Origin of the sequence: Streptosporangium sp. NBC_01639, from assembly GCF_045209755.1 — a bacterium.
GTDB lineage: Bacteria > Actinomycetota > Actinomycetes > Streptosporangiales > Streptosporangiaceae > Streptosporangium.
The window spans coordinates 7,702,529-7,729,497 of the sequence record NZ_CP109272.1 but is presented as its reverse complement, the minus strand read 5'-3'; the positions used below and the strand labels follow the sequence as shown (position 1 = coordinate 7,729,497).

The window sequence follows — 26,969 nt, the reverse complement described above, 5'->3', positions numbered from 1 at the left end:
GGCCTCGTCGGCGACGGCCTGCGCGACGCGCTCGACCCCGCCTCGGAGGCCGCGCGTGTCCGCCGTGGCCGGGTGAGCGCGACCACCCCCGCCGAGCCCGTGCCGGACGACGTGGTGCTCTCCGTGCGCGAGCTGTCGGTCTCCTTCGGGACCGCGCCGGCCGTCCGGGAGGTGAGCTGGGACCTGCGCCGGGGAGAGGTGCTCGGGGTGGTCGGCGAGTCGGGCTCGGGCAAGTCCGTGACCGCCCTGGCCGCGATGGGCCTGCTGCCCGCGACCGCCACCGTCCGGGGCTCGGTACGGCTGGCCGGCGAGGAGGTCGTCGGCGCCGACACTCCCACCCTGGTACGGCTGCGCGGCGCCAAGGTCGCCATGATCTTCCAGGATCCGCTCTCGGCCTTCACCCCGGTCTACACGATCGGCGACCAGATCGCCGAGGCCGTGCTGGCCCATCGCCCGGTGTCCCGGCGGGAGGCCCGGGCCCGCGCCGTCGAACTGCTGAGGCTCGTCGGCATCCCCGAGCCCGCGCTCCGGGCCGCGTCCTATCCGCACGAGTTCTCCGGCGGGATGCGGCAGCGCGCGATGATCGCGATGGCGATCGCCAACGACCCCGAGGTGATCCTCGCCGACGAGCCGACCACCGCGCTCGACGTGACGGTCCAGGCCCAGGTGCTCGACCTGCTGCGCACCGCCCAGCGAGAGACCGGTGCGGCGATGGTGCTGGTCAGTCACGACCTCGGAGTGATCGCCGGGCTCGCCGACCGGGTCGCCGTGATGAAGGACGGCGAGGTCGTCGAGCAGGGAACCGCCGAGCAGGTGTTCGCCCGACCGCGGGAGCCGTACACCGCGAACCTGCTCGCCGCGGTGCCGCGCCTGGACGCCGAGATCGCGCCCCGGACGGTCGCCGACGAGGCGCCGGTGCTGGAGGTCGCCGGCCTGGAGAAGACGTTCCCCCTGCTCAAGGGGGCGGTGTTCCGCCGGCGGACCGGCAGCGTGCATGCGGTCTCCGGTGTCGACCTCCTCGTACGGCCCGGCGAGACCCTCGGGCTGGTCGGCGAGTCGGGCTCGGGCAAGAGCACCACGCTCTTCGAGATCCTGGCCCTCCGGGCTCCCGAGGCGGGCATGATCCGGCTCTTCGGCGAGCCGCCGTCGGCGAAGGCCCGGCGCGACGTGCAGATCGTCTTCCAGGACCCCATGTCGAGTCTGAACCCCAGGATGACCATCGGCGAGATCGTCGCCGAACCGCTGCGCACCCTCGGCGAGCCCCGCGACGCCGTACCCACCCTGCTCGAACAGGTCGGGCTGCGGGCCGAGCACGCCGACCGCTTCCCGCACCAGTTCTCCGGCGGCCAGCGGCAGCGCGTCGCCATCGCCCGTGCCCTGTCGGTGCGGCCCCGGCTGGTCGTGCTGGACGAGCCGGTCTCCGCGCTCGACGTCACCGTGCAGGCGGGCATCCTCGACCTGCTGGCACGGCTCCGCGACGAGCTGGGCCTGGCCTACCTGTTCGTCTCCCACGACCTGGCCGTGGTGCGGCAGATCGCCGACCGGGTCAGCGTCATGTATCTCGGCAGGACCGTGGAGACCGGCGCCACCGCCGACGTCCTGCACGACCCCCTGCACCCCTACACCCGCGCCCTGATCTCAGCCGTGCCCATCCCCGACCCGGAGGTGGAACGCCACCGCGAACGCGTCCTGCTGGCGGGCGATCCGCCGAGCCCCTTCGCACGCCACGACGGCTGCCCGTTCCGCACCCGCTGCCCCGTCTTCGCCCAGGCCCGCGATCCCCGGTGCGAGCGGGAGACGCCCCTTCCGCTCACCCGGAAGCCGGGCCACACCGTGGCCTGCCACTTCCCCGGCTGAGGCGGGGCCGACCGGCCCCGGAGGGACGGGCCCCGGGCGGCCGGGTCAGGTCAGCAGGGCCATCGCGGCGTTGTGGCCGGGAATGCCGCTGACGCCGCCGCCCCGGCGGGCACCCGCGCCGCAGAGCAGGACGCGCTCGAAGCCGGTCTCCACGCCCCACTCCCCCGGCTCGCCGAACGGCCAGGACAGGTCGCGGTGGAAGATGTGGCCGCCGGGCAGGCCCGCCTCGTCCTCCAGATCGACCGGGGTCTTGGCCTCCAGGCAGCGGCTCCCGTCGGGAGCGCGCAGCAGACAGTCCTCGATCGGCTCGGCGAGCACCCGGTCGATCGAGGCGAGCGTGGCCCGCAGCGCGGCCGCACGCGCCCCGGCGGGGTCCTCGCGGAACAGCCGGGCGGGCATGTGGAGCCCGAACAGGGTCATCGTCTGCGCCCCGGCGGCGCGCAGGTCCGGGCCGAGGATGGACGGATCGGTGAGCGAGTGGCAGTAGACCTCGGCCGGGGGAAGCTCGGGGATGCGCCCGGCCGACGCCTGCGCGTGGGCGCGGGCGAGCTGGTCGCGGCCCTCGTTGATGTGGAAGGTGCCGCTGAAGGCCGCCGCCGGGTCCACCTCGGCGTCCCTGAGCCGGGGCAGCCGCGACAGCACCATGTTCACCTTGAGCTGGGCGCCCTCGGGCACCGGCTCGTCGGCTCCGAGCAGGCGGGCGAGCACGGCGGGCGGCACGTTGGCCAGGATCCGCTCGCCCCGGACCGTGTGCTGCCCGGCCCCGTCGCGGAAGGTGACCTCACCCGCGGGATCGACGGCGACGACCTCGGCCCCGGTCAGGATCTCGGCTCCGGCCGCGCGTGCGGCGTCGGCGAGAGCGCCGGAGACCGCGCCCATCCCGCCGACCGGGACGTTCCAGTCACCGGTCCCGTCCCCGATCACGTGGTACAGCAGGCAGCGGTTGGCCAGCAGGCTCTCGTCGCGGGGGTCGGTGAAGGTGCCGATCAGAGCGTCGGTGAGCACCACCCCGCGTACGGTGTCGTCGGCGAACCGCTCGTCCACGACGTCGCCTATCGGCCGCTCGAACAGCTCCCGCCACGCCTCGTCACCGACGAGGCCGCGCATCGCGTCGCGTCCCATCAGCGGTTCCAGCAGGGTCGGCGCGATCCGCCCGGCCACCTCGGCGGTCATCGCGTAGAAGCGCCGCCACGCCTCGAGGTCGGCCGTTCCCCCGGTGACCCGGGCGAAGGACGCGGCGGTACGGCCGGCATCACCCCCGTCGACCAGCAGGCCGGTGTCCCCGACGGGCGTGTAGGAGGCATAGCGGCGGCGGCGCAGCTCGACCTTGAGCCCGAGATCGGAAACGATCTTGGACGGCAGCAGGCTGACAAGGTACGAGTACCGCGAGAGGCGGGCGCCGACGCCGGGGAACGCCTGAGCCGACACGGCGAGGCCGCCCACGTGGCCGAGGCGTTCCAGGACGAGGACCCGGCGGCCCGCGCGGGCGAGATAGGCGGCGGCGACCAGACCGTTGTGGCCGCCGCCGGCGACCACGACGTCATAGCGGGAACGGAACACGGGACATCCCAGGGTCGGGCGGAGAGACGACGGGCGAGGGAGGCTCGCGCCGGTCAGAGACCGGTCTGCCAGTGCGGCTCGGGACGGGGCACACGCGACACGCCGATCGACACCATGCCTCGCACCATATAGCGGAGGCGACAGCCCGGTCTACGGACCCTCCCCCGGTCATCGGCTCATCCGCGGGCCGCGGACAGGGTGATCCTCAGGAGGGTGGCGGCGGGTCCGGTGGGGGTGCGGCCCCTGCGCCAGATCGCATGCAGGCGCCGTTCGAGGTCGATGCCGCCGGTGGCCACCTCGACCAGCCGGCCGGTGGCCAGCTCGGCCTCCACCGCGTAACCGCTGAGCACGGCGGGGGCCGCGCCCTCCCGGGCGGCGCCCTTGACGGCGGCGTTGGAACCGAGTTCCAGCCGGGGGGCGGCGACGGCATACCCGGTCAGCGCCAGGTCCAGGGTCTCGCGGGTGCCGGAGCCACGCTCGCGGACGACCAGCGGAGTGGCGGCGAGCTCCGCGGCCAGCAACGCGGTACGGCGACGCGCCCACGGGTGGCCCGGAGCGACCACCACGACGAGCCGGTCCGTGGCCACCACCCGGGAGGCCAGGCCGGGCGGGACCGAGGGCCCCTCCACGAATCCGAGCTCTATCCCGCCGCCGACCAGCCTGGCCACCTCGGCGGAGTTCTGCACGTCCAGGCCGACCTGGACCTGGGGCTCGCGGTGCTGCAGCTCGCCCAGCCAGCGTGGCAGCAGGTATTCGGCCACGGTCATGCTGGCCGCGATGCGCAGGTGGGCCGCCCGGCCGTGCCGTACCGCCTCCGCGCCGCGCATCAGCTCCTCCGCGGCCGACAGCACCTGTGTCGCCCAGGCGGAGACCATCACGCCCTGCGGGGTGAGGGTGGATCCGCGCGGGGTGCGCTCCAGCAGGGGTAGTCCGAGGCGGCGCTCCAGCAGCGCGATCCGCTTGCTCGCCGACGGCTGGGCGATGCCCGCCATCCGGGCCGCCTGGCCGAGGCTCCCCAGGCGGTCGACGTCGACGAGCAACCGCAGGGATCCGAGATCGGGCAGCTCACTCATAGCCCTAGGCTATGACCTTCCAGGGAGATGGCGGCTACCGGCCGCACCGGTCCGCGCCAAGACTCAGATCATGGTTACCCTCCCGCTCGACGGCCCTCCCGGAGACCTCACGGATCGGCACGCCCCGGCCACGGGGGACGCGTCCGGCCCTCATCGGCCGGGAACGGGCTCGTCCGCCGCCGCCACCCCTCGCCCCGGAACGGGCTCACCCGCCGCCGACGCCCCCGAGCGCGGCCCCCGGAAGGCCGTACGGCGGGCCACGGCGGAGATCGGCGCGCTGCTGCCCGGCCTGGCGGTGGCGGCCGCCGCGGTGGGACTGTCGACGTCACTGAGCCGCGTCCTGCCCGGCGTCGGCGCGACCGTCGTCGCGGTGGTCTGCGGGGTCGCGCTCACCAACCTCGGGGGACTTCACCGGTCGTTGCGCCCGGGCCTGCGGTTCGCGGCCCGCCGGCTGCTGCGCCTGGCCATCGTGCTGCTCGGGCTGGGGATCGCCCTGCCGGAGGTGCTGGCCCTGGGATGGCGGGCGCTCATGGTGATCGCCGCCGCCACCGGTGGCACGTTCCTCGCCACGCGGTGGATCGGGGGACGCATCGGAGTCGGCCCGCGCAGGTCGTTGCTCATCGCGACCGGGGTCTCGGTGTGCGGGGCCGCGGCCGTGGCCGCCATGCACGAGGTGGCCGGCAGTGACGACGACGACGCGGCGGGCGCGGTCGGCGTGGTGGTCCTGTACGGCAGCGCCATGATCGTCGTGCTGCCGCCGCTCGCCCGGCTCCTCGGCCTGACCGAGCACCAGTTCGGCATGTGGGCCGGCGCGTCGGTCCATGAGGTCGCCCAGGTGGCGGCGATCGGCGCGGCGGCCGGAGCCGGGGTGCTGACGAGCGCGGTGGTGGTCAAGCTGGCCCGCGTCGTTCTGCTCGCTCCGATCGTGGGACTGACCTCCGCCGCCCTCCGCCGCACCGCGCCGGTCCGCCCGGCCGGAGGCCCCCAGACGACGGGGGCGGGACGGCGCCCACCGGTGATGCCCCTGTTCGTGGTGGGGTTCGTCGCCATGGTGATCGCGCGTAGCGCGGGCGTGGTGCCCGCCGAGATCACCCAGCGGCTCCCTGAGGTGACAGGAATGTCACTCACGGCCGCACTCTTCGGGCTGGGGACGGGCGTCAATCTCAGGGAGCTCGCGCGCGGCGGCCGGTCACTGCTGCTGGGTGGGCTCGCCACCGTGCTCATCGGCGTCGTCTCCCTGCTCGGCGTGCTCGTCGTCGGCTGATCTCCAAGTGGACGTCTTACGACAACCCCCGTAACGTGCACCTTTGAATAAAGGAACCCTTTTTACATCGTTCCAGCAGCCGCTCGGCCGGCCTTATGAGGAGACAGAACCCGCTCATGCGTACCACCCAGCAGCCCATCGACAGCGCGCTCCGCCCCTCCGCCGAGGTGGCGGAGGCACTGGCGCAGGGCGCCCCGGTCGTGGCACTCGAATCCACGATCATCTCGCACGGCCTGCCCCAGCCCCGCAACCTCCAGGTCGCGGTGGAGCTGGAGGAGATCGTCCGCGAGGCGGGGGCCGTACCGGCGACCATCGCGGTGCTGGACGGCGTGGCGCACATCGGCCTGGGCCCGGACGAGCTCAAGCGGATCGCCACCGAGCCGGGCCTGCGCAAGCTGGGCTTCCGCGATCTGCCCGCCGCCGTCGCACTGCGGGCCAGCGGGGCGACCACGGTCTCGGCGACCTCGTTCCTGGCCGCGCGGGCGGGCATCCGGATCTTCGCCACCGGCGGCCTCGGCGGCGTGCACCGTGGATGGACCGACAGCCAGGACGAGTCGGCCGACCTCGACATGCTGAGCCGCACCCGCATCACGGTCGTCTGCGCGGGCGTGAAGTCGATCCTGGACGTTCCCGCCACCCTGCAGCGGCTGGAGACCCGCGGCGTCAGCGTCGCGGGGTTCCGCACCGACGAGTTCCCCGGCTTCTACCTGCACACCTCCGGTGAGCCGATCGACTGGCGGATCGAGACCCCGGCCGAGGCCGCGGAGATCATGCGGGCCCAGGACGCGCTCGGCGGCCCGGAGACCGCGCTGATCGTGGCCAACCCGGTGGCGCGGGCCGAGCAGCTCGACCCCGTCCTGCACGACCGGGTGCTCGCCGAGGCCCTGGCCGCGGCGGACCGGGAGAAGGTCACCGGCCAGGCCATCACGCCGTTCCTGCTGGGATATCTGGTGAGGGGCACCGCGGGCGCCTCACTTGAGGCGAACCTGGCGGCCGTACGGGGGAACGTCCGCGTCGCCGGGCAGATCGCGGTCTCATGGAGTCAGGGGAAGCCGTGACCCGAAAAGGCCTGCTGGTCATCGGCGACGTGGTCACCGACGTCGTCGCACTGCACGGCGGGACCGCCCTGGCCGGGCTGGCCCTCGGCACGGACACCGCCGCCGAGATCGTCCTGCGCCCGGGCGGTTCGGGGGCCAACACGGCTTCTTGGGCCGCCCATCTGGGAGCCGACGCCCGGATCCTCACCCGGGTGGGTTTCGACACCGGTGAGTGGCACGCCGCCGAACTGCGGCGTGCCGGAGTCCGGTCGCATCTGCGGGTGGACCCCGACCGTCCGACCGCGGTGGTGATCGCCATGATCGACGCGACCGGGGAGCGCTCCATGCTCACCAATCGGGGCGCGGGCGGGCACATCGGCATCGACGACTGGGACGACGGCCTGCTCGACGGGGTGCGTCACCTGCACCTGTCCGGATACACGCTGTTCGCCGAGCCGGGGTTGCAGCTGTCCCGGCTGGCCCTGGCCGAGGCCGCCCGGCGGGGCGTCACGATCAGCGTCGATCCCGCCTCGACCGGTTTCCTGCGCACCTTCGGCACCGAGCGGTTCGTCCTGGAGACCCTGGCCGCGTCGCTGATCATCCCCAACCTGGACGAGGCGCTGCTGCTCACCGCGGAGAGCTCCGCGGAACGGGCCGCCGAACGACTGAGCCTCCGGTACGGCGCGGCGGCCGTGAAGCTCGGTTCCCAGGGCGCTCTGATGGCGAGAAACGGAAAGTTGACGGCTCGGGTTCCCGGAACGGCCGCAGAGGTGGTTGACTCGACCGGGGCGGGGGACGCGTTCGCCGCCGGCCTGTTGACCGCCCTGTTGAGAGGGGCCGGCGACGAGGCGGCACTGGACGCGGGCGGCCGTGCCGGAGCCGAGGCCGTAACGGCCGTAGGTGGTCGGCCACGGAGCTCCGCGTCCGATTTGGGTACCGACCAGCTTTACCCTCTTAACACCAATTGATAGCTTGCGGCGTAGGCTGCATCAATAGCCACATGCGTCACTTTGGGGAGGTTTCGGTCCGCCGATGGATGCCGAGTCATCGATCTGCCTGAGTGATCTGGTTCCGGCCCTGCGCTGGAGCCGGCCACAGCAGATCGCCGAAGTCCTGACCGATTCTCGCCTGCCTGCGGGCTGGTGGTCCTCGGTCACCCTGCCCAAGGCCCTGGGCGTCGCCGGGCTCGAGTGGATCTGCGAGCGGCTGGCCCGGCTCTCGGTCTCCCGCTGGGATCACCTGCCGCTGAGCGACGTCCTGCCCGCACTGCACGTCCACACGGTCGACCCCACCCTGCCCGGGTGGTCGGAGCCCGCCCGTGCCTCGATCACCGGGCTGGGCGGCTGGTCCCGGCTGCGCCGCCTGACCACCGGAGATCTCGGCGGGCCCTCGCTGCCCGCCTCTCCGGAGGTCGTGGTCACCGCGATCTTCCACGAGGTGCTCAGCAGGATCCCGGTGCTCGGCGAACAGCCCGCACCGGCCGCCACCCCGATGCGGCAGGTTCCACAGCAGCAGGCGCCGGCCGTGTCGCAGGCACCGGCCGCACCGCAGGCACCGGCCGCGCCACACGCACCGGCCGCGCCACAGGGACCGGCCATGCCACACGCACCGGTCGCGCCGCAGAGACCGGCCATGCCACACGCACCGGTCGCGCCACAGGCACCGGCCGTGCCGCAGGGGCGGTCCGTTCCGCCGCTGGGGCCGCCTGCGCCCTCACCGGGACCGTCCGTGCCATCGCAGGCGTCCGTGCCACCGCAGGCTCCGCCCGTGCCGCAGCAAGCGCCTTCCGTGCCACAGGCACCGCGAGCGCCGATCGCCGCGCCCGAGCCCGAGCCCCAGGTCAGGCTCAGCGACTACCCGCTGGTCCGGCTGGTGGACAACATGTTCCGCGACTGGGGGCCGCTGGAGCGCGCGGTCGCCGTGGAGCGACTGTTCGCCGTCGAACCGATCAGCCTGCGCGCCCTGGCACACAAGCTGAACGCCGATCGCGACGCGCTGTCCATGGCCCAGCGCGCCGCCGAAGAACGCATCCTGCTCTGGCTGCGCTCCTCGGAGTCCGCCCCGCTCACGGGGCACATGTTCGGGCTCACCGAGTGGCTGGGCGCCGCCGCGACACAGGACCAGCTCATCGGCGCCGATCCCGCCCACCCCATCGAGGTCCCCACACTCCGCACCCCGCTCTGGCGGGTGCTGGTCACCCTCATGCCCGACCGGCGCCTGCAGGACGGCTGGCTCGTCGTGGGCGACCTGGGAGGTCTGCGGGACCGCACCCGGCAGCTACTGGCGAGCAAACCCATCGACGCCGACGTGGTCGCGCTCATGGAGCATCAGCTCGGCATCCGCACCCACTCCGCGCAGGCCTGGCTGGACGCTCTTGCCGCCACCGGCACACAGGACACGTTCTCCGTCGAGGACTCCGAGGTCGGCAAACAGCTCCCCCGCCGCACGCCCGGGGCCAACGGCCATCACCACCGCGGCGGCCAGCCGATCCCGCAGGTGAACGCCAACTCCATCGACCCCCGCACCGCTCTGGCGGCGTTGTCGGCGCTGTCCGGCGTCAGCACCCGGCCCCATTTGATCACCAGCCAGCGCGCCCCCATGCACCCGCCGACCAACCCGGTGACCGACCCGAGCCGCTGGCAGCGGATAGAAGTGACCAGCGAGCATCTGCGGGGCGGCCCGGTGGCGGTTCCGGAGGGATATGCCACCCAGCTCGGCATGCGTCCCGGCACGCTGCTCTCGGTGACCGGCCCCGGCGACAACGCGGTGGTGCTGGTCTGGCGGGACCAGCCGGTCTTCGACTCCCTCCAGCCGGTGCTGATGCGCCTGAACGCCCGTCCGGGCGACCAGGTGTACGTCACGGTGGACGGTTACCGCCTGGACGCCCAGCTGCCCAGCTGAAGCACGGAGCAGGCCGCCTGGCCGCTCCGCAAAAGAGGAAAATCCGGTACGGCACGCGCGGGGAGCACATTCCACGCATGCCGTACCGGGTCCCGACTGCGCCACCGGGTCAGGCGGCGGCGCAGTTCACCGAGGTCGGCACACCGTTGGTCCCGGACCAGTTTCCGGTGAAGCCGAAGGACGCCGAGGCGCCCGGGGAGAGAGCCCCGTTGTAGTCCACGTTCCGCACCGAGACGTTGGCACCGCTCTGGCTGTACTGTCCGCTCCAGAGCTGGGTGACGCTCTGACCGTTCGGGAAGGACCAGCTCGCCGTCCAGCCCGTGAGGGCCGCGCCGCCGGTGCTCTTCACCGTCACCTCGGCCTGGAAACCGCCCTGCCAGGAGCCGGTCACCCGGTAGGCGGCCGTGCAGGCCTTACCGCCACCGCCGGTGGGGGTGACCGTGGGTGTGGGTGTGGGGGTGGGCGTGACCGTGGGCGTGGCGGTGGGCGTGGGCTGAGGAGCCGCGAGGGCCATGTCGTAGGCACGCTGCGGCACGAACTGCCCGGCGCCGGCGATACAGCCGTCGGCCTCGCCCGGCAGCTTGATCCAGAGGAACGCGTCGATCATCGAGTCGCCGGTGTCGGTCGTGCTCGGCGTGCCGATGGCCCGGCCGGCCGGGTCGCACCACTCACTGCCCTGCGGGCCGTTTCCGTTGCGACTGGTGTCGATCACCGCACGGAGCCGGGGGACCCCGCTGGCGGAGATGACACTCTTGGCGTAGGCCACCTCGGTGGAGCTCCAGCGGTAGTTGGAGACGTTGAGGGAGATGCCGTCGGCGCTGTTGGCGACGTCCGCCGCTCTCAGCCGGGCCCCGGCCTCGGACGCGGACAGCCACCCGGAGTGCCCGATGTCGAAGTAGACCTTCGCCGCCGCCGACCCGGCCTTCAGTTTCTTGCCGGCGTACGCCATCGAGGCGTTGGTCTCCTGCTGCTGGGAGGAACTCATGCAGCCGGTCATGATCGGGAGCACGTCGGGCTCCAGGATGACCGTCGCGGGACGCCCCTGAAGGCCCGCCGCGAGTTCGTCGATCCACTGCCGGTAGGCCGTGTGGTTGGGCGCACCACCGGTGCTGGCCCCGCTGCAGTCACGGTTGGGGATGTTGTAGACGACCAGGATGGGGGTCTTGCCCGCGCTCGCCGCCGCGCCGACGAACGCCGAGACCTGACCGCGCACGGCGGAGGTGTTGGTCGTGGTGAACCAGCGTGCCTGCGGGACGGCCGCGATCCGGTCGCGGATGACCGGCGCGCGGTAGTCGCCCGGGTTGGCCGCGACCCATTTGGCCGCGCTGGTCTCCGGGTCGGCGTAGAACGAGGAATCGGCGGCGGACGCCCCGGTGGCCACGGAGACCGCGGCTGCGGCCGTGAGGGCCAGGGCGGCGCAGAGCGTCGCAAGGGCGGATCTTCTTGGCATGGACGGGCTCCTTGAAGGAGGATGTGGGAGCGCTCCCACCATAACGACCCGTCGATCTCGCACCCAGTCCCGGCCGCCACCCGCTCACCGTCCACGGTCCTGAACTGTGCGAACACCACTTGTCACCGGTGAAAGTTTCACGTCCGCGTGCTGATCGGCCTGGGCCGCCCCACCCGATGGCAGAGGAGGACGGCGTGCACGAGCGCAACGGCGACGCACCGTTCGAAGCGGATTTCGGCGCGCCGTGTGGAAGGAAGACCTGCCGGCCGCTGTGGCCGTGGCAGGCCTCGGATGCCCGCGGCTCAGAGGTCGCTCAGGCCCAGCTCTCTGGCGATGAGCATGCGCTGGACCTCGCTGGTGCCCTCGCCGATCTCCAGGATCTTGGCGTCCCGGTAGAAGCGGCCCACCGGATACTCGTTCATGAACCCGTACCCGCCGAAGATCTGGGTGGCGTCGCGGGCGTTGTCCATGGCCGCGTCACCGGCCACGAGCTTGGCGATGGCGGCCTCCTTCTTGAAGGGCTCACCGGCCAGCATCCTGTCGGCCGCGTGGTAGTAGGCCAGGCGGGCGGTGTGGGTGCGGACCTCCATGTCGGCGATCTTGAACTGGATGGCCTGGTAGTGGCCGATCGGGTGACCGAACGCCCGGCGCTCGCGCACGTAGCGCAGGGACTCGTCCACGCATCCCTGGGCCAGCCCGACGGACAGGGCGGCGATCGCGACGCGGCCCTCGTCGAGGGTCTGCAGGAACTGCGCGTAGCCCCGGCCCCGCTCGCCGAGCAGGTTGGCCGCCGGGACCCGGCAGTCGACGAAGGAGAGCTCCCTGGTGTCGGAGCAGTTCCAGCCCACCTTGGAGTATTTCTTCGAGGCGGTGAAGCCCGGTGTGCCGGCCGGCACCAGGATCGTGGAGATCTCTTTCCTGCCGTCGGCGCGCTCGCCGGTGATGGCGGCCACCCCGACGACACCGGTGATGTCGGTGCCGGAGTTGGTGATGAACGCCTTCGAACCGTTGATCACCCACTCGTCCCCGTCCAGCACGGCCGTGGTCCGCATGCCGCCGGGAACGTCGGAGCCGCCGCCCGGCTCGGTCAGGCCGAAGGCGCCCAGCATCTCGCCCGACGTCAGCCGGGGCAGCCACTCGGCGCGCTGCTCGGCCGTACCGAACCGGTAGATCGGCATCGCACCCAGCGACACCGCGGCCTCGACGGTGATGGACACGCTGGAGTCGACCCGGGCCAGCTCCTCCAGGGCCAGGCAGAGCGCGAAGTAGTCTCCGCCCATGCCGCCGTGCTCCTCCGGGATCGGCAGCCCGAACAGGCCCATCGCCCCCATCTGCCGCACGATGTCGTAGGGGAACTCCTCCCGCTCGTAGAGATCCCCGATCACCGGAGCCACCACGTCGCGGGCGAACGCCTCCACGGTCTTGCGCAGGTCTTCGTACTCGCCGCCGAGCTTGGGCATCGTCACTCCTTGACGTCTTGGGTGGTCGCCGGGTCCGCGCCCAGCGCCTGGACGACCCGTGAAGGGCTGGGACGGCCGAGCCGCGCGGCCAGCCAGGTGCTGGTCTCCACCAGCGATTCGAGGTTCAGTCCGGTCTCGACACCGAGGCCGTTCAGCATCCACACCAGGTCCTCGGTGGCGAGGTTGCCGGTGGCGCTCTCGGCGTACGGGCAGCCGCCGATGCCGCCGGTGGAGGCGTCCACCACGGTCACCCCCTCCCGGAGGGCGGCGAGGGTGTTGGCCAGCGCCTGGCCGTAGGTGTCGTGGAAGTGCACGGCCAGCCGGGAGGGGCCGCCGAACGCCTGGATCAGCGCGGTCACGTGGCCCGGGGTGCCGACGCCGACGGTGTCGCCGAGCGACAGCTCGAAGCAGCCCAGGTCGAGCAGTCTGCGGCCCACGGCGACCACCTGGCCGATCGGCGTCGGCCCCTCCCAGGGGTCTCCGAAGCACATCGACACATACGCCCGGACCTTCAGGCCGTGCCGCAGCGCCCTGGCGACCACCGGTTCGAACATCTCGAACTGCGACTCCACTGTCCGGTTCAGGTTCTTGCGGGCGAACGTCTCGGTGGCGCTGGCGAAGATCGCGATCTCCTGGACCCCGTGCTCAAGTGCCCGGTCCAGGCCGCGCTCGTTCGGCACGAGCACCGGGTATCGCACGCCGGGGACCCGCTCCAGGCCGGCCAGCAGCTCCGAGGCGTCGGCGAGCTGGGGCACCCACGTGGGGTGCACGAAGCTGGTCGTCTCGATCACCCGGTGCCCGGCGGCGGCCAGCCGGGCGACGAACTCCGCCTTGACCTCGACGGGGACGACCACCGGCTCGTTCTGCAGCCCGTCCCGGGGTCCGACCTCGTAGATCGTGACCCGTTCCGGCAGCCCCGCCGCCGGCACCCGGTACGGCTCGCGCATCACGCCCCCTTCCGCCCCGCCGCGACAGGCGCGTACGGCGCCTCCGTCACGGCTCCCATGGTCTGCGCACCGCGGACCCGTACGGCCTCACGCATCGCGGCTCCCGTGGTCTCCACGCCGCGGACCCGCACGGTCTCACGCATCACGGCCCTCCTCCCGCCGGACGACCGCCAGCACGGCGTCCATGTCGACCGTCTGGCCGGTACGGACCGGCAGTTCGGCGATCACCCCGCCGACCGGCGCGGTCACGGTGTGCTCCATCTTCATGGCCTCGACGATGAGCAGCGGCTGCCCCTCGGCGACCTGCTCCCCCGCGGCCACCTTGACCACGAGGACCGTGCCGGGCATCGGGCTGCGGACTACTCCGTCCCCGGCGGCGCCCGCACCGGCGCGGTCACCGGGGTCGCCCAGGTGGTGGCGGGTGAGCGCCCAGGCGCCGCCGTCCCGGCCGAGCCAGAGGGTGTCGCCGTCCCGGGCGACGGCGTAGCGGCGCCGGATCCCGTCCAGGGTGACCAGCAGGTCGTCGCCGTCCTCGGCCAGCGTCGCCCGGACGATCCCGCCCCGCACGGGCGCCCGGCCGGCGCTCCCGAGGTCGCCGCCGGGCGGCCGTTCCCCCGTTGCCGGGCCGTCGCCGCCGGGCGACCGGTCATCGGGCAGGAGGACCTCCGCCCCGGTTCCGGGGAGCCCCCGCACCCGCACCTCGGCCACCCGGTCACGGCCCTCCAGCCGCCAGGTCGTCCATGCGGGCTCGCCGAGCCGCCAGCCGTCCGGCACGTCCCACGGGTCGCCCGGCGCCGCGGGCACGCGGTCGTGCTGGAGGAGCAGGGCGGCCGCGGCCAGGACGTCGGCCGGCACGGCGCCGTGCGAGACCAGTGTGTCGAGATGACGCTCGACCAGGCCGGTGTCGAGCTCTCCGGCCACCACCTCCGGTCGGGCTATCAGCGCGCGCAGGAAGGCGATGTTGGTCGGCACGCCCAGGACGGTCGTCTCGGCGAGCGCCCCGTCCAGCCGCCGTAGCGCGCTCGCCCGGTCCGGCCCCCAGGCGATGACCTTGGACAGCATCGGGTCGTAGTCGCTGCCGACCACGCCGCCGGTCATCAGGCTGGAGTCCACCCGGACGTCGCCGGGCTCGCGCAGTGCCAGGATCCGGCCTCCGGTCGGCAGGAAGCCGCGGGCGGGATCCTCGGCGTAGACACGGGCCTCGACGGCGTGGCCGCGCAGCCGCACCTCGTCCTGGGCGAACGGGAGCGGCTCACCGGCCGCGACCCGCAACTGGAGCTCGACCAGGTCCAGGCCGGTGACCAGTTCGGTGACCGGGTGCTCGACCTGGAGCCGGGTGTTCATCTCCATGAAGTAGTAGTCGCCGGTGGCGCCCTGGACGATGAACTCCACCGTTCCCGCGCCGACGTAGCCGACGGATCTGGCGGCCTCGACCGCCGCGGCGCCCATGCTCGCCCGGGTCTCGGCGTCGAGCAGCGGGGAGGGCGCCTCCTCGATGATCTTCTGGTGGCGGCGCTGGAGGCTGCACTCGCGCTCACCCAGGTGGACGACGTTGCCGTGCGTGTCGGCCATCACCTGGATCTCGATGTGCCGGGGGGTGTCCACGAAACGCTCGATCAGCAGGGTCGCGTCGCCGAACGCGGCGCCCGCCGTACGGCGGGCGGACTCCAGTGCCTCCGGCAGCTCCGCGGCTGCGCGCACCAGCACCATGCCCTTGCCGCCACCGCCCGCGGAGGGTTTGATCAGGGCGGGGAAGCCGACTCTTTCGGCGGCTTCCAGCAGGTCGTCGGCCGGTTCGGCGCCGCCGGGGACGACGGGGACCCCTGCAGCCGAGACGGTGGCCTTGGCCCGGATCTTGTCGCCCATGGCCTCGACGGCCTCCGGCGGGGGGCCGACGAACACCAGCCCCGCCTCGGCGCACCGCCGGGCGAAGGCCGCGTTCTCCGCCAGGAAGCCGTATCCGGGGTGTACGGCCTGCGCCCCGGCCGCCGTGGCGGCGTCCAGAAGCCCGTCGATGTCGAGGTAGCCGCCGCCGAGCCGTACCGCGAGGTCGGACTCGCGGGCGTGCCGCGCGCCCGCGTCGGCGTCGCTGTACACGGCGACCGAGCGGATACCCAGTCTTCTCAGCGTGCGGATGATCCGGAGGGCGATCTCGCCCCGGTTGGCGATGAGGACGGTGTCGAACATCATGGGCGGGCCCCGAGAGGTGGGTGGGTCATGGGTGTGATCACATCCGGAAGACGCCGTAGCCGACGGGGTCGAGGGGGGCGTTGGCCGCGGCGGACAGGGCCAGCCCGAGGACGGTGCGGGTGTCGAGGGGGTCGATGACGCCGTCGTCCCAGAGGCGGGCGGTGGAGTAGTAGGGGTTGCCCTGGTCCTCGTACTGCCTGCGAATGGCGTCGGGGTCGGTGTCGCCGACGGTGGAGAGCACGTTCGCGGCCTGCTCGCCACCCATCACGGAGATGCGCGCGTTGGGCCACATCCATAGGAACCGGGGCGAGTAGGCCCGCCCGGCCATCGCGTAGTTGCCCGCTCCGAACGAGCCTCCGACGACCACGGTGAGCTTGGGCACCCGGGCGCAGGCGACGGCGGTGACCATCTTGGCCCCGTGTTTGGCGATCCCTCCGGCCTCGTACGCCTTGCCGACCATGAACCCGCTGATGTTCTGCAGGAACACCAGCGGGACGGCGCGGCGGTCGCACAGTTCGATGAAGTGCGCGCCCTTGAGCGCGGACTCGCCGAACAGGATGCCGTTGTTGGCGATGATCCCGACGGGGTGGCCGTGGATGTGGGCGAACCCGGTGACGAGCGTCGCACCGTACTCGGCCTTGAACTCCGCGAACCGGCTGCCGTCCACGACGCGGGAGATGATCTCCCGCGCGTCGTACGGCGTGCGGGTGTCGGCGGGGACGATTCCGTAGAGTTCGCGGGGGTCGCGCACCGGCTCCTCGGTGCGGACGCGCTCCCACGGGGAGGGGGTGCGCGGGGCGAGGGTGGCCACGATGTCCCGGACGATCCGCAGCGCGTGGGCGTCGTCCTCGGCGAGATGGTCGGTGACGCCGCTGACCCGGGCGTGCAGGTCACCGCCGCCCAGTTCCTCGGCGGTCACCTCTTCCCCGGTCGCCGCCTTCACCAGCGGCGGGCCACCCAGGAAGATCGTGCCCTGGTTGCGGACGATGACCGCCTCGTCGCTCATCGCCGGGACGTAGGCGCCGCCCGCCGTGCAGGAGCCGAGGACCGCGGCGATCTGCGGGATGCCGCGCGCCGACATGGTGGCCTGGTTGTAGAAGATCCGGCCGAAGTGCTCGCGGTCGGGGAAGACCTCGTCCTGTCTGGGCAGGAACGCGCCGCCGGAGTCGACGAGGTAGACGCACGGCAGATTGTTGTGGAGGGCGACCTCCTGGGCGCGCAGGTGCTTCTTGACCGTGATCGGGTAGTAGGTGCCGCCCTTGACCGTGGCGTCGTTGGCCACGACCACGCACTCGCGGCCGGAGACGCGGCCCACACCCGTGATGATCCCCGCCGCCGGTGCGTCGTCGCCGTACAGGCCGGTGGCGGCGAGCTGGGACAGCTCCAGGAATCGCGATCCCGGGTCGAGCAGGGTGTCCACCCGGTCGCGGGGAAGCAGCTTGCCCCGTGACACGTGCCTGGCGCGTGACTTCTCCGGCCCGCCCAGACCGGCGACGGCGAGCCTTTCCCGCAGGTCGGCGACGAGCCGCTCGTTGATCTCCGCGTTGCGTTTGAAACTCTCGCCACCCGGGTCGCAGGCGCTCCGCAGCACTGGCCAGCCACTCATGCGAGCCCCCTTGCCCGGCTCCCTCGCCGTGGGTTAATGGTCACTAACTCCGCTGCCGATGTTAGTCACCATTAACGCCACCGTCTACCATGCGAGATGTGACGACTGCGCAGAGCCCGCCCCGCCCGCCCCGCTCCCGCGGATCACGGCGCGCGGAGATCCTGGACGCCGCCGCCGGGCTGTTCGCGGCACGCGGCTTCCACGGCACCTCCATCGAGGACATCGGCGGGGCGGTGGGCACGTCGGGCCCCGCTCTCTACCGGCACTTCAGCGGCAAGGAGGCGCTGCTGACCGAGATGCTGCTGGACGTCAGCGAGCGCCTGCACACCTCGGCCGCCGATCGGGTGACCGAGGCTCCTGATGCCGAACGAGCCCTGGACGCCCTGCTCACCGGCCAGATCGAGTTCGCGCTCAGCCATCCCGCGCTGATCGTCGTGCATGACCGCGAGCTCGGCAACGTACCCGAACCCGCGCGCCGCCAGATCCGCCGCCTGCAGCGGCTGTATGTGGAGGAATGGGTGACGGTGCTGAGCGAGCTCTACCCCGCCTGCCCCCCGCCGCGCCTTCGCGCCGCCACCCACGCCGTCTTCGGCCTGCTCAACTCCACCCCGCACAGTGCGGGCGAACTCCCGCAGGAAGCGATGGCCGAGTTGCTGCGAGACATGGCCCGCGCGGCGCTCGCCACCGCAAAAGGTTAGGAACTGCTAACAGTGACGCTCTCTGCTGCCCGACTCGGCCGCAGAGGCTAGCGACCCGGGTACGGCGGCCTCGGCACCGGGTAGGGCGGCCGCGGGTAGGGCGGCGGGTACGGCGGCCGCGGATAGGCCCCCGGGTACGGCGGCGGGTACGGCGGCCGCGGATAAGCCCCCGGGTACGACGGCGGATACGGCGGCCGCGGGTAGGGGTACGGCGGATACGGATACGGCGGATACGGGTATGGCGGCCGCGGATAGGCCTCCGGGTACGACGGCGGATACGGCGGCCGCGGATAGGCCGGAACGCAGTCGTACTGCGGGCACGGCGCGGTGAAGCACTGCTTGGGCGAGGGCACGCATACGCGGCCCGGACCGCAGTTGACCGCCGCGCACGGCGATCCGGGCGTGCACGTACCGGCAGGCGCGGCGGCGGTGACCGATTTTGCCGTCCGCACGGCCGACAGGCCGTCCGCCCAGGCCGTGGCCGTGGCCGCCGGTGATCCGGTCGCCGCGACCGCGACCAGGATCGGGACCAGTTTTCGTAGCATTTTTCCCCCAGTTGTCATGATCGGTTCTGACTCTTCGACGATGCTCGCACCGGCCGTGCCTGCAAACGGCAAAACGACTCTCAGCAAGTCGGATGGCTTGCCGAGAGCCGGTCGGTGGCGCTGTCGTACCGGGGTTGCCGACGAGAATTTGACCTCTTCCCGGCCCTTGGGCGACCGGAACTCGTGTGTCGCGACACGCCGTGTCCGGGGACGCTCCCCTCGCATGGCGGCATGAGAGCGGCCCGGGTGCTCGAGCACCCGGGCCGCCGTCTGTCAGGCCCGCTCACCGGGAGCGGGCCTCGATCTCACCGTCAGCGCCGGTAGACCCTGACGTAGTCACTCCCGCTGGAGTCACCGTAGTAGTCGCCGTCACCTCTGAAGACGAACTTCCAGTAACCGGACCGGTAGCTCTTGGCCTTCGTGTAGAGGTTGCCGCTGCCGTTGGACCACGTGGTCTTGACGTAGCCCCACTTGTGCGAGCCCTTGGCCTTGAAGTACAGCGCGACCTTGGCCCGGTGGCCCTCCCAGCCCGAGTCGTCCACCTGGAGCTTGCCGGTGAACTTCAGGTACCGGCCGTAGCGGACGGGTTCGGGCGAGGCGTTGAACTTGATGACGCGGCTGTCGGCACGCTCCGGCTCCGGCTCCGGGTCGCGGACCGTCACCTGGTCGGTGTCGCTCACCGACCCCTTGGCGCCGCCGTGGCCGTCGAACTCGGCACGCCACCAACCGGTGGCCTCGGCCTTGACACCGGTCGCGAACCAGCCGCCGCGGCCGGTGCGGACCTTGGCGACGTGCCGGTAGGCGTCGGTGCCCCTCTCCCGGAAGGTGATCGTCACGGACTGGCCGTAGTAGTCCCGCCAACTGCCGGCGTCGCGCAGCAGCCGGCCGGAGACCTTGAGGGTGTGGCCCCTGGTGACGTCGTCAGGAGAGGCGTCGAAGTCGACGATCTTGGTGTCGAGGGCCTTTCTGAGCTCGACACCGAACTTGCCGCGCGTCGAGTCCTCCTTGCCGTCGCCGCTGTGGGCGATGGCGAGGAAGCTCCACTGCCCGGTGGTGCTCTTGGCGTCGAACGACTTCGACGCCGTCCACCTGGTCTCGACACCGTGCGGGCTGGGCTTCAGGTCAAGAGAGGTCCAGGCGCTGACGCCCGGTGCCTTGACCTGGAGTTCGGCCTTGCCTGCCGCCTTCGTGGTGAAGCTGAACTTCGCGTTGACCGGCGATCCGGTCACCACGACGGGGCTGGGATTGATCTCCACGTTGGAGATGACGGGGTCCGCTGAGGTTCCCGTTGCGGCCGTCGCGGAGGGTGCCAGAGCGAGTGCTCCGGCTCCCATGGCCACCGCGACGACGATGGCTCGGGTGCGTTGCAACATTCGGGTTGTCATCCTCCCCATTGGCTGAACGCGGCATGAGGGTGCCACGTCTTCTCTCAAGTAGACGTATGAAAGAGGTAATTGGTTGGTAGATCTGACAAGTTGTTATTAATAACTGTCGAATAGAGCCGCTCCGCCGCCCCCACAGACCCAAACGGGCCAAGGTTGGAGACGGGAGCGACCGGGGGAGACATAATCAGGGTGTGGCGCGCGACACAGTTGAGACGCATTTCACCGAGGCGGTGGCCGCCCTCTCTCCGGGGGCCCCGCGTGACCCCGGCCTGCCGGTGCGGGAGGGAACGAGCCTGACCGGCGCTCGCTGCCGGGAGCTTTTCGAGTTCCAGCTGAGCAGCCGACTGCTTGATGTCACCGCCCGTTGGCTGCGCGAGCAGGACGAGGGCTTCTACACCATCGGCTCGGCCGGACACGAGGGCAACGTCGCGGTCGCCGCGGCGGTGCGCGCCACCGATCCCGCCCTGCTGCACTACCGCTCGGGCGCCTTCTACCTGGCCCGGTCCGCGATGGCGGGCCGCCTGCCCGAGGAGGGGCTACGCGACGTGCTGCTCGGCCTGACCGCCTCGGCTGAGGAGCCGATCGCGGGCGGCCGCCACAAGGTCTTCGGCCACCCCGACCTGGCCGTGATCCCGCAGACCTCCACGATCGCCAGTCATCTGCCGCGTGCCGTGGGCGTGGCCTTCGCCATCGAGCGCGCCCGCCAGCTCGGTCTGCCGGGCGCATGGCCCGCCGACGCGATCGCGGTGTGCGGCCTCGGTGACGCGTCCCTCAACCACGCCAGTGCGCTGTCCGGCCTCAACACCGCCGCCTACGGCTCCTACCAGGGGTTGGCGATGCCCCTGTTGTTCGTCTGCGAGGACAACGGCCTGGGCATCAGCGTCCGGACGCCGGACGGCTGGGTGGAGGCCGCCCGCCACCCGCTGCTGGAATACTTCAAGGCCGACGGCTGCGACCTGGCCGACGTCCACGACGTGGCGAGAGGCGCCGCCGACCACGTCCGCACCCACCGCTCCCCCGCGCTGCTGCACATCAGCACCGTCCGGCTGATGGGCCACGCCGGTTCCGACGTGGAGATGTCCTACCGGCTCAAGCGGGAGATGAACGCCGACCTGGAGCGCGACCCGCTCGTCTCCACCGCCCGGCTGCTCGTCGAAGCGGGCCTGACCACCCCCGACGACCTGCTGCTCCACTACGAGACGATGCGGGAGCACCTGTTCAAGCTGGCCCTGGAGGGTTCCCGGCGGCCCCGGCTGGACTCGGCCGCCGCCATCATGGAGCCGCTGGCACCCCGCACCCCCCATGCCGTCGCCTCGGCCAGTACGGTGGCCGGCCGGTCCAGGGAGAGGGCCTTCGGCGGCAGGCTGCCCGAGCAGGAAGGGCTGCTCACCCTCTCCCAGGCGATCAACCGGACCCTCGCCGACACCCTCACCGCCCATCCCGACGTGCTGGTCTTCGGCGAGGACGTGGCCCGCAAGGGCGGCGTCTACGGCGTCACCCGAGGCCTGCAGAAGCGGTTCGGCGCAGCCCGGGTGTTCGACACCCTCCTCGACGAACAGGCCGTGCTCGGACTGGCGCTCGGGGCCGGTGTCTCCGGACTGCTCCCGGTGCCCGAGATCCAATACCTGGCCTACCTGCACAACGCGCTGGACCAGATCCGGGGCGAGGCCGCGACACTGTCGTTCTTCTCCCGTGGCGCCTTCCGCAACCCGATGGTGGTCCGCGTCGCCTCCTACGCTTACCAGAAGGGCTTCGGCGGCCACTTCCACAACGACAACTCCGTCGCCGCCTTACGCGACATCCCCGGCTTGATCGTGGCCTCTCCCGCGAGGCCCGACGACGCGGCTTCGATGCTGCGCACCTGCCTGGCCGCCGCCCGCACCGACGGCAGTGTCTGCGTCTTCCTCGAACCCATCGCCCTCTACAACACGCGCGACCTGTTCGACCAGGGTGACAACGGCTGGCTCGCGCCGTACGCACCACCGGCCCGCTGGGCGGAGACACACGTCCCGGTCGGCCGTGCCCGCAGCTACGGCGACGGCCGCGACCTGACCATCGTGACCTTCGGCAACGGCCTGCGGATGAGCCTGCGCGCCGCGGTCAGGCTCACCGCGGAGGGCTACAGCTGCCGGGTCCTGGACCTCCGCTGGCTGTCGCCGCTCCCGATCGACGACCTGCTGCACGCTGCGGAGCTGACCGGCAGGGTGCTGATCGCCGACGAGACCCGCCGCACCGGCGGTGTCTCGGAGGGCATCGTCACCGAACTGGTCGACGCCGGATTCACCGGCAGGATCGGCCGGGTAACCTCCGCCGACAGCTTCATCCCGCTGGGCGAGGCCTCCAGGCACGTGCTGCTGTCGGAGAGCGAGATCGAGGACGCCGCCCGCAAACTGCTGGGCTGAGCCGTCAGGGGGCGACCCGCGGGGCAGCCGGCGGGGGCCTGACCGGTCACCGTGGCGGGTCACACGGAGACGTCCGGCAGACGTCCGGCACCTGTCCGCCGTCACGCCCGACCTCGGCCGCTCAGACGGCCGGCTCCTCAGCGGTGCCGTCGACCAGGTGGCCCTATCGGAGAGGCCACGGACAGCACGCTCCGGCCGCCCGAGGCGACCAGGCCGGAAATCGTCGAACCCATCCCTGCGCTCTCGCAAAAGGTGTTCAATTGGTCACGCACTGTAGTGGATTCATGGCCCGGCTCTCCGCAGGTAGCCCTCCATCGCCCCCCAACCAGGAGGTAACATGCCCGACGTGGCGACGAAGAACACCGGTCAGCGCGTGGCGGACCTCGAGTCCTGGGCCTTCAGGACAGGCTCGGATCTGGCCGACATCAAGGAGACGCTGACCGACCTTCCTACGATCATCCGGGACGAGGTCATGGCGTACACCTCTCCGATGTTCGAAGAGATCATGAACAGGATGGCCACCAAGGAAGACCTCTCGGTACTCAGCGCCAAGGTCGACGGTCTGGAGACCAGGTTCGACGGCCTGGACGCCAAGGTCGACAACCTGGAGAGCAGGTTCGACGACCTCGACACCAGAGTCGACGGCCTGGAGACCAGATTCGACAGCCTGGAAACCAGGTTCGACGGCCTGGACGCCAAGGTCGACGGCCTGGACGCCAAGGTCGACGACCTGACCGGCCGGATGGATTCCATGGAGAAGCGGATGGACTCCATGGACGGCCGGATGGACTCCATGGACGGAAAGCTCGACCTGATCCTGGCCAAACTCAGCTGACCCGCTGTGCGGAAGTCCGCAGGCCGTGCTCTGCGGGCTTCCGCACGATTCGGTACGGCAGGGCCACCGGACATCCCCATCGGCCCGAACCGCCCTCGTGACGCCGCCCGGTCCGCTACAGCCAGTCGCGGCGTTTGAACACCAGATAGAGGGACACGCAGACGCCGGCCATCAGCAGCACCGCGAACGGGTAACCCAGGGCCCAGTGGATCTCGGGCATGACGTCGAAGTTCATGCCGTAGATGGTGCCGACGAGAGTGGGGGCGAAGAGGATGGCGGCCCAGGCGGAGATCTTCTTGACCTCCTCGTTCTGGGCGTTGCTGGCCTCGGTGAGGTTGGTCATGTGCTCGTTCTGCGCCATGGCGACCATGGTCGAGTTGACCACGAGGATGTCGTGGAGCATCTGGCGGAAGCCGCTGACCCGCTCCGCCACGGTGATCGCGTGATCGGCGACGTCACGCAGATATCTCTGCAGTTCCCCGTCAACCCCGTATTTGGCCGCCCCCGCGATGAACCCCTCGATCATGCCGAGCAACGGCCGGGTGGCCCGCTGGAACTCGATCACCTCACGTGAGAGCTCGTAGATGCGGCGGGAGACCCCGGGCTCGTTGCCGAAGACCTGCACCTCGATCTCGTCGATGTCGTTCTGCAGGCCCGCGACGACCGGGGCGTAGCCGTCCACGACCGCGTCCATGATGGCGTAGAGCACCGCCTGCGGACCCTGGCCGAGCAGTTCGGGGTCGCCCTCCATCCGGCGGCGGACCTGCGACAGGTCGGGAGCCTCGCTGTGCCGTACGGTGATCACGAAGTTCTGGCCGACGAAGACGTGCAGCTCGCCGAAGTCGACCTCCTCGGTCTCGTCGAGGTATCTGGCCGGGCGGAGCACCACGAACAGCGTGTCCCCGTAGCGGTCGGCCTTGGGTCGCTGGTGGGCGACGATGGCGTCCTCGACGGCCAGTTCGTGCAGGTCGAACTCCTCGGCGACGTTGAGGATCACCGCCTCCTCCGGTCGGTAGAAACCGATCCAGGCCATGCTGCCGGAGGTGTTCTTCAGCCACTCGAAGGCGTCGGGCAGCGACTCGGGGGTGGCCGTCCGCCGTCCGTTGACGTAGATCGCGTTGTCGATCACAAGCGACCGGGGCGCGGACGGCTCGTCACCGGCGGAACGCGGGTCCATCGACCGTTCGGGAGAGTCGCGGTCACTTCCGGAACGCCCACGCATCAGGCTCCGCACGCCCCGCACTCGCCGATCAGCCACGTCGTCCCCTCATTCCGTTCATCGCGCGTTGACGAACTCCTCAAGTGATCGCATCGCCCTACCCCGTATCGTCGCCCGGAACATCGGGGTCCAGCCGAAGAAGAGCCCCACCGGCTTGCCCAGGGCCATCTTGGACCAATGCTTGAAGTCGAAGTCGTCATGATGCCGGATGATCAGACCGTCCTCGAACCTGAACAGGGCGTCGACCTCGTTGACGACCTTCCTGGCCGTTCTGCCGAAGACGTAACGGGCCGTCCAGTGCGCCGCACCATCGTGGTCACGCGCGGTGACGTCCCGGACGGTCACCTCGATGGCGCTGTTGCGGCCGAGCAGCATCCGCCACATGCCCATGACCCGGTCGCGCCCCTCCAGGTCCTGGAAGATGGGATCGCCGAACGTGACGTCGGGGTGGTAGCACCGCTCCATGGCATCGGGGTCACGACGCCCGAAGGCGTCGTAGAGGCTCCGGATGAGCGCGGTGTTCTGGTCGTTCACGCGAGTCCCCCTGGTCGTCAATGTCCCGCTGACCGAGTGTATTCGGAGGCAAGATCAAGCAAAGCGGCGGCGTTGTCCCAGCAGACCGCATGTAACCGGTCGTCACCGAGGTCGAGGCGTTCCAGGGCATGGAGCCGGCATCCGCCGGTTCCAGAATCATGCTTTGCACGTTATGACTTTATCCTCGGTACACCGGATGTCATGGGACGCTTTGCTCCGGCGTCAAAAGGAGAGGTGACCGTTGTCCGAGGTGTGGGTGACTTTGACCACGGCTCAGGAGGCCCCGCCTCTCTGGGTCGTGCTGCTGTCCGCGCTGGCCGCCCTGGCCGTGGTCACGTGGTCCGCTTCGTGGCAGATCTCCCGGGGCCTGGTCACGATCGCGCACGAAGGAGGGCACGCACTGACGGCGCTGCTCACCCGCCGCACGCTTCAGGGCATCCGGCTGCACTCCGATACTTCAGGCGTTACTTTGACCCGGGGCAGGCCCACCGGGCCGGGGATGATCCTGACCGCCGCCGCCGGATACGTCGCGCCGTCCCTGCTCGGGCTCGGTGGGGCGTGGCTGACCTCCTCCGGTCACGTCGCGATTCTGATCGCGCTCGTGATCGCGCTGCTCCTCTGCATGCTGGTGCTGATCCGCAACCTGTTCGGTGTGGTGAGCCTGCTGGCCACCGGCGGGGCGATAACCGCCTTCACCTGGTACGCCCCACCCGACGTCGACGCCGTCCTCGCCTACCTGGCTGTCTGGTTCCTGCTGCTGGGCGGCGTGCGGCCGATCGTGGAGCTGCAGCGAAAGCGGCGGCACGGCCGCGCCCCGGACTCCGACGCCGACCAGCTCGCCCGGCTGACCTTCCTGCCCGGCGGCTTCTGGGTGCTGCTGTTCCTGCTGGTGGCGGGGGCCTGCCTGGCCTGCGGCGGCTACCTGCTCGTCCCGTTGCCGTCCGGTCTCCTCTGAGCACCCGCCCAAGACCTCGTCCTGCGTAAGGCACCGAGCCTCCGCCCCGGAGGCGGCCTCCGAACCTGCCCGTTCAGGCGGTCGGCCCGACTACCCCGACACGGCCCGGCTGGAGCCGCCGTGCTCCGAGTTGTCCTGAGCACTGTGGAGTACCCTCCTTTCCATTGACAGTTAAACGGTTTTTTGAGTTTATGGCCATACTCCTTCCCCCGGTGAGAGTCGGTCGATGCCGCCCGGACTATATGCCCCCATAGCGGTCATCACGGCAATCATCCTGATATTGCTCTGTATTACCGTTGTCTTGCTTCTACAGGTCAGGCGGCTCCGCACCGAAAAGGAGCAGGCGGTCATCCAGGCACACGAGGAGTTCGCCCGGGACGTGCACGACCTGGTCGGGCACTGGCTGTGGCTGGCCTCCGTCAAGAGCGAGCTGGCCTACCGGCGGGCGGCCGGCGACGCGCGTCTGCGCGGGGATCTGGGCGAGGCGCTTCAGGCCGTACGGCACGCCGCGCACGCCGTGCGCGACATCTCCATGATCCACCGGCAGGTTCCCCTGGAGGGTGAGAGCCTGCGGGCCCAGGCCCTGCTCACCGGACTCGGAGCCGACTGCTCGGTCCGGGTGGACGCCACCGGCCTGTCCCGGGAGGTGAGCGGCGCGCTGGGGGCCGTGGTCCGCGAAGGCGTCACGAACATGCTGCGGCACAGCACGGTGCGAACGTGCGTGATCGAACTGGACGCCCGCGAGGGGCTGTTGCGGCTGACCGTCGCCAACGACGGCGCCACCGGCCGGTCCCCGCGACCCGCAGCCGGTAACGGCCTGGACAATCTCCGCGCCCGGGTGGCCCGGATCGGGGGCACGGTGCGCGTGACCGCCGGCGAGGACGGCTGGTTCACTCTGAGCGCCGAAGTGCCGCAAAAGTTTTCCGAATAAATTTCACTTCAAACACAAAAGTGCAGGTAGTGCACATCTTCACGATTGGACATGTGAGGTTCGCATGTATGAGTAGTTGACTTTGTAACTAGTCATTTCTCGGGTTATCCGTAATTCTCT

General features: G+C 71.1%; 21 protein-coding genes. 10 read left to right on the top strand and 11 right to left on the bottom strand.

Annotated elements, in window-relative coordinates:
- The first annotated feature begins 72 nt into the window (after positions 1-72).
- The gene (locus OHA77_RS35080) at positions 73-1,857 is read left to right on the top strand and encodes a dipeptide ABC transporter ATP-binding protein (protein WP_406319925.1); all 1,785 of its coding nucleotides are present in this window, start codon (positions 73-75) and stop codon (positions 1,855-1,857) included.
- Between the two features lie 45 nt (positions 1,858-1,902).
- Here the strand turns inward: OHA77_RS35080 and OHA77_RS35075 are convergent, their stop codons facing one another.
- Positions 1,903-3,417, bottom strand: a complete 1,515-nt coding sequence (locus OHA77_RS35075) for a phytoene desaturase family protein (protein WP_406313586.1) — start codon at positions 3,415-3,417, stop codon at positions 1,903-1,905.
- Positions 3,418-3,593: 176 nt separating this feature from the next.
- Positions 3,594-4,490: a LysR family transcriptional regulator gene (locus OHA77_RS35070; RefSeq protein WP_406313585.1), complete on the bottom strand. Its 897-nt coding sequence runs from the start codon at positions 4,488-4,490 to the stop codon at positions 3,594-3,596.
- A gap of 70 nt (positions 4,491-4,560) precedes the next feature.
- Between OHA77_RS35070 and OHA77_RS35065 the strand changes: the two genes are divergently transcribed.
- The 4 genes from OHA77_RS35065 to OHA77_RS35050 all read left to right on the top strand — a co-directional run bounded on the left by OHA77_RS35065 (position 4,561) and on the right by OHA77_RS35050 (position 9,692).
- Positions 4,561-5,754 carry a YeiH family protein gene (locus OHA77_RS35065; RefSeq protein ID WP_406313584.1) on the top strand — a complete coding sequence of 398 codons (1,194 nt, stop codon included), beginning with the start codon at positions 4,561-4,563 and terminating at the stop codon, positions 5,752-5,754.
- Positions 5,755-5,870: 116 nt separating this feature from the next.
- Positions 5,871-6,812, top strand: a complete 942-nt coding sequence (locus OHA77_RS35060) for a pseudouridine-5'-phosphate glycosidase (protein ID WP_406313583.1) — start codon at positions 5,871-5,873, stop codon at positions 6,810-6,812.
- Positions 6,809-7,759, top strand: a complete 951-nt coding sequence (locus OHA77_RS35055; protein WP_406313582.1) for a carbohydrate kinase family protein — start codon at positions 6,809-6,811, stop codon at positions 7,757-7,759. Before OHA77_RS35060 ends, OHA77_RS35055 begins: the two co-directional genes overlap by 4 nt.
- A gap of 64 nt (positions 7,760-7,823) precedes the next feature.
- Entirely contained in the window at positions 7,824-9,692 is a 1,869-nt protein-coding gene (locus OHA77_RS35050; RefSeq protein WP_406313581.1) for a hypothetical protein, read from the top strand.
- A gap of 109 nt (positions 9,693-9,801) precedes the next feature.
- Here OHA77_RS35050 and OHA77_RS35045 read toward each other — a convergent pair whose 3' ends face one another.
- The 6 genes from OHA77_RS35045 to OHA77_RS35020 form a co-directional block, all read right to left on the bottom strand.
- Entirely contained in the window at positions 9,802-11,142 is a 1,341-nt protein-coding gene (locus OHA77_RS35045) for a glycoside hydrolase family 6 protein (protein WP_406313580.1), read from the bottom strand.
- Between the two features lie 302 nt (positions 11,143-11,444).
- A complete protein-coding gene (locus tag OHA77_RS35040) occupies positions 11,445-12,602 on the bottom strand; it encodes an acyl-CoA dehydrogenase family protein (RefSeq protein WP_406313579.1) in 1,158 nt (385 codons plus the stop codon).
- A gap of 2 nt (positions 12,603-12,604) precedes the next feature.
- Entirely contained in the window at positions 12,605-13,549 is a 945-nt protein-coding gene (locus OHA77_RS35035) for a hydroxymethylglutaryl-CoA lyase (RefSeq protein WP_406313578.1), read from the bottom strand.
- The gene (locus OHA77_RS35030) at positions 13,549-13,692 is read right to left on the bottom strand and encodes a hypothetical protein (protein WP_406313577.1); all 144 of its coding nucleotides are present in this window, start codon (positions 13,690-13,692) and stop codon (positions 13,549-13,551) included. The genes OHA77_RS35035 and OHA77_RS35030 overlap by 1 nt, the downstream gene beginning before the upstream one ends.
- On the bottom strand, positions 13,685-15,736 hold the full coding sequence (locus OHA77_RS35025; RefSeq protein ID WP_406319924.1) for an acetyl/propionyl/methylcrotonyl-CoA carboxylase subunit alpha: 2,052 nt from the start codon (positions 15,734-15,736) through the stop codon (positions 13,685-13,687). Before OHA77_RS35025 ends, OHA77_RS35030 begins: the two co-directional genes overlap by 8 nt.
- 40 nt (positions 15,737-15,776) lie before the next feature.
- Positions 15,777-17,345 (bottom strand): carboxyl transferase domain-containing protein, encoded by a 1,569-nt coding sequence (locus OHA77_RS35020; RefSeq protein ID WP_406313576.1) that lies wholly within the window; start codon positions 17,343-17,345, stop codon positions 15,777-15,779.
- A gap of 89 nt (positions 17,346-17,434) precedes the next feature.
- On the opposite strand from OHA77_RS35020, the gene OHA77_RS35015 reads away from it, so the two are divergent.
- The gene (locus OHA77_RS35015) at positions 17,435-18,043 is read left to right on the top strand and encodes a TetR/AcrR family transcriptional regulator (protein WP_406313575.1); all 609 of its coding nucleotides are present in this window, start codon (positions 17,435-17,437) and stop codon (positions 18,041-18,043) included.
- A gap of 856 nt (positions 18,044-18,899) precedes the next feature.
- Here the strand turns inward: OHA77_RS35015 and OHA77_RS35010 are convergent.
- Positions 18,900-19,961: a hypothetical protein gene (locus tag OHA77_RS35010; RefSeq protein WP_406313574.1), complete on the bottom strand. Its 1,062-nt coding sequence runs from the start codon at positions 19,959-19,961 to the stop codon at positions 18,900-18,902.
- Between the two features lie 203 nt (positions 19,962-20,164).
- Between OHA77_RS35010 and OHA77_RS35005 the strand changes: the two genes are divergently transcribed.
- Together OHA77_RS35005 and OHA77_RS35000 are read left to right on the top strand one after the other, a co-directional pair.
- Positions 20,165-22,375: a thiamine pyrophosphate-dependent enzyme gene (locus OHA77_RS35005; RefSeq protein WP_406313573.1), complete on the top strand. Its 2,211-nt coding sequence runs from the start codon at positions 20,165-20,167 to the stop codon at positions 22,373-22,375.
- A gap of 337 nt (positions 22,376-22,712) precedes the next feature.
- Entirely contained in the window at positions 22,713-23,210 is a 498-nt protein-coding gene (locus tag OHA77_RS35000; RefSeq protein WP_406313572.1) for a hypothetical protein, read from the top strand.
- A 115-nt stretch (positions 23,211-23,325) separates the two neighbouring features.
- Here the strand turns inward: OHA77_RS35000 and OHA77_RS34995 are convergent, their stop codons facing one another.
- Entirely contained in the window at positions 23,326-24,468 is a 1,143-nt protein-coding gene (locus OHA77_RS34995) for a magnesium and cobalt transport protein CorA (protein WP_406313571.1), read from the bottom strand.
- 18 nt (positions 24,469-24,486) lie between these two features.
- Positions 24,487-24,963: a nuclear transport factor 2 family protein gene (locus tag OHA77_RS34990; protein ID WP_406313570.1), complete on the bottom strand. Its 477-nt coding sequence runs from the start codon at positions 24,961-24,963 to the stop codon at positions 24,487-24,489.
- A gap of 241 nt (positions 24,964-25,204) precedes the next feature.
- Between OHA77_RS34990 and OHA77_RS34985 the strand changes: the two genes are divergently transcribed.
- Both OHA77_RS34985 and OHA77_RS34980 read left to right on the top strand, forming a co-directional pair.
- On the top strand, positions 25,205-25,918 hold the full coding sequence (locus tag OHA77_RS34985; RefSeq protein ID WP_406313569.1) for a M50 family metallopeptidase: 714 nt from the start codon (positions 25,205-25,207) through the stop codon (positions 25,916-25,918).
- Positions 25,919-26,219: 301 nt separating this feature from the next.
- Complete coding sequence (locus OHA77_RS34980) at positions 26,220-26,849, top strand: sensor histidine kinase (RefSeq protein ID WP_406313568.1); 630 nt, start codon at positions 26,220-26,222, stop codon at positions 26,847-26,849.
- The last annotated feature ends 120 nt before the right edge of the window (positions 26,850-26,969 follow it).